2 protein-coding genes and 1 pseudogene are annotated in these 2,724 nt (G+C 69.1%); 1 reads left to right on the top strand and 2 read right to left on the bottom strand.

Going from position 1 to position 2,724, the window contains the following annotated elements; all coding sequences use genetic code 11:
• A pseudogene (locus HC022_RS23490) lies at window positions 1-366 on the bottom strand (catalase-peroxidase); the annotation flags it as partial.
• Between the two features lie 174 nt (window positions 367-540).
• Here HC022_RS23490 and HC022_RS23485 point away from each other — a divergent pair.
• Complete coding sequence (locus HC022_RS23485; protein WP_167454013.1) at window positions 541-1,509, top strand: hydrogen peroxide-inducible genes activator; 969 nt, start codon at window positions 541-543, stop codon at window positions 1,507-1,509.
• Here HC022_RS23485 and HC022_RS23480 read toward each other — a convergent pair.
• Window positions 1,446-2,570 (bottom strand): alpha/beta hydrolase, encoded by a 1,125-nt coding sequence (locus HC022_RS23480; protein ID WP_167454012.1) that lies wholly within the window; start codon window positions 2,568-2,570, stop codon window positions 1,446-1,448. The two genes, HC022_RS23485 and HC022_RS23480, sit on opposite strands and share 64 nt — an antisense overlap.
• Window positions 2,571-2,724: the final 154 nt, after the last annotated feature.

Raw genomic sequence — 2,724 nt, 5'->3', positions numbered from 1 at the left:
CAGCGGCGCGAAGCGCTGGTTGCCGGTGCCGCCACCGCCACGACCGTCGGCCAGGCGATACGAGCCCGCGGCGTGCCACGCCACGCGGGCGAACATGCCCACGTACGAGCCCCAGTCGGCCGGCCACCACTCCTGGCTCTCGTTCATCAGCGCGCGCAGGTCGTTCTTCAGCGCCTCGACGTCGAGCGACTTCAGGGCTTCGTGGTAATCGAAGTCCGGGCCCATCGGGTTGGTCTTGGTGTCATGCTGGTGAAGGATGTCCAGGTTCAGCGCGTTCGGCCACCAATCCATCACCGATTTGCCCATGGCAGTCTGGCTGCCGTGCATCACGGGGCATTTGCCCCCACCCACGTTGTTTCCGTCCATGATGTCCTCCGGGACTCGCTCCAAGCAATTCTCATTAGGTTCGTTGAGGCGACCGTAGCATGACGATGTATCGCGTCATGTGTGCTGGCCCCCTCTGCCAACCTAGAATCGTTCTACCATCGGAGTTTCATCATTCCCAATTGCATTTTCTTAAACATCCGATAAGCAGAGCTTATGATACCTCTGTCGATGAAACACCTCCGCTATTTCGAGGCCCTCGCCCGGGTCGGCCACTTCGGCCGCGCCGCCGAGGTCTGCGCGATCAGCCAGCCGGCGCTGTCGATGCAGATCCGGGAACTCGAGGACATCATCGGCGCTCCGCTCGTGGAACGCGGCGCCCGGCAGATCCGGCTGACCACGCTTGGCGAGGATTTCGCCACCCGCGCGCGCGAGATATTGCGCGCCGTCGACGACCTCGGCGATCTCGCCCGCGCCTCGCAGGGGCCGCTGGCGGGGCGGCTGCGGATCGGGGTGATCCCCACCGTCGCGCCCTACCTGCTGCCCGCCGTCATCACCGCTCTGACCGACCGCTACCCGGGGCTCGACCTGCGCCCGCGCGAGGCGGTCACCGGCACCCTGATCCGCGACCTGCTCGACGCCCGGCTCGACACCGCCATCGTCGCCCTGCCGATCTCGGAACCCTCGCTCGAGGAGGTGCCGCTTTTCGACGAGGAATTCGTGCTGGTGCGCGCCGCCCAAGACGCGCGCAAGCCGGTGCCGCGGCCGGACATGCTGCACGAGATGCGGCTGCTGCTGCTTGAGGAGGGTCACTGCTTCCGCGACCAGGCCCTGTCCTATTGCAAGCTCTCGCCCTCGGTCAGCCGCGACCTGATGGAGGGCAGCTCGCTCTCGACGCTGGTGCAGATGGTGGGCGCGGGCATCGGCATCACGCTGATCCCCGAGATGGCGCTGCCGATCGAGACGCGCTCGGCGCAGGTCTCGCTCGCCCGCTTGCCCGAGCCCCGCCCCCGGCGCACCGTCGGCATGGTCTGGCGGCGCTCCAACCCGCTGGCGGCGCAGCTGCGCGAGATCGCCACCATCGTGCGCGACGCCGGGCTGCAGCGCCGCGACGCCGCCGATCAGTTGCCGGTGAGCGAGGCCCCGACGTCGATGAGCCCGTTGCCGAGCGAATCCAGAACGTAGGCTCCGGCCACGGTCACCGACTCGATGGTGCCGCCGTCCTTGCGCAGCGTCTGGTAGAGCCGCGCGAGCTCGTGGCTGCGGTCATGCAGCATGGCGGTCGCCGCCGGCAGCGTCGAGATGTCGACGATGCGCACCTGCGATTCCAGCGCCCGCTCGAGCGCAACGGGGTTCTCGACGTCCACCGCCCCCAGCCGCGGCCGCTTCGAGGCGAGCCGCGACGAGAGCCGCAGCGCGCGGTCGTCCTTCGAGACCATGACCGAGATCGGCGTCTCGAGATCGGGCAGCGCCGAGAGCTGCTCGCGGAAGACCAGCACGTCGATATCGGGGGCGATCAGCACGACCTCGGCGTTGTTGACCACCCGGTCCTCGCCGCGCAGCGCCAGCGTGCGCAGCGCCTCCATGGTGAGCCAGCTTCCCATGGAATGCGAGGCCAGCAGGGTGCGGCCGCGCTGCGGGTCGAGATCGACGATGAGGTCCGCCAGCGCATCGCGCGACAGCGCGGCCTCCTGCCGGTCGGCGACATATTCCAGCGTGTGCCCCTTGGACGGCCCCGATAACAGGATCGGCGGCGAGGTCATCCCCGCCTCCTTGCTGTACTGCGCCAGCCGCAGCAGCGCCTCGGCGAAGCGGTAGTTGAAACCGTGGACAAAGACCGTGGGCTCGGACGAGGGGCTCTGCGCCACCGCGCGTCCGGTCTCGGCAAGGAACGCCCTGCGGTCGAGCGCGCCGGTGCCCACCACGAGGTAATCCTGCGTCGGGTCCGGCGTGCCGTCGTTCCAGAACACCTCGCGCGCCGAGGGGGTCGTCGGCACCGAGATGTCGTAGTAGCGATAGCTCACCGCCAGCGACGGCTGGGAGGAAAAGCCGATGGACGGCGGCGCCAGCGGCGCCCGCGTGGTGGCGACGTAGACGCGGACCACGTCGGCGCCCTCGGGGCGCGCGACCGGGATCAGCGCCGAGGTGTCCGGACGCGGTGCGCAGGAGGCCAGCGCCAGCAGCAGGAGCGCCGCTCGCACGACCGCCCCGGTCCGCGATGGTTGCCTGTTCATGCTCTTCGCCATGTGCCTTCTCCGGTGACCTCGGTCGCGAGCTTGTTACCCGCTTGCTGCAACCTCCGGAAGCCGGTTGGCTGCGGCGCGGGGCCGCGCACGGTCGGCGTGCGCGGAAGGCTGACCGCCGCGATCAGCGCCAGATCGGGTTCGACCACGCCCGCTT

This window comes from Salipiger sp. HF18 (assembly GCF_011806505.1).
Taxonomy (GTDB): domain Bacteria; phylum Pseudomonadota; class Alphaproteobacteria; order Rhodobacterales; family Rhodobacteraceae; genus Salipiger; species Salipiger thiooxidans.
Note: the sequence above shows the minus strand (reverse complement) of the source record. Positions and strands in the feature narration are given on the sequence as shown.